We start from the raw sequence: 208 nt of genomic DNA on the forward strand, positions 1-208 counted from the left end.
TCGCTATTTCTATTTCTGTCTTTTCCGTAAGGTCTGGTCCAGTCAGGAATGGGAAGGCCATATGCAGAAACCAGAGAGAAAACAGGAGATTGCTACACTAGAAGAAATCTGCGGTGCAAGCTTGTCTTCGGGGCAGAAGTTAGACTTGGTCCTCTGGGCTCACATCAGTCAACAACGTCTCCGGGTCAATGCCTGTCAGTTTCAAGTG

1 pseudogene is annotated in these 208 nt (G+C 48.1%); it reads left to right on the forward strand.

Annotation, left to right across the window (positions count from 1 at the left end):
- Positions 1–208: pseudogene (locus tag WKI42_RS11010) on the forward strand (helix-turn-helix domain-containing protein); the annotation flags it as partial.

Origin of the sequence: Streptococcus pseudopneumoniae, assembly GCF_038148935.1 — a bacterium.
In the GTDB taxonomy this organism is placed as follows: Bacteria; Bacillota; Bacilli; order Lactobacillales; family Streptococcaceae; genus Streptococcus; species Streptococcus pseudopneumoniae_U.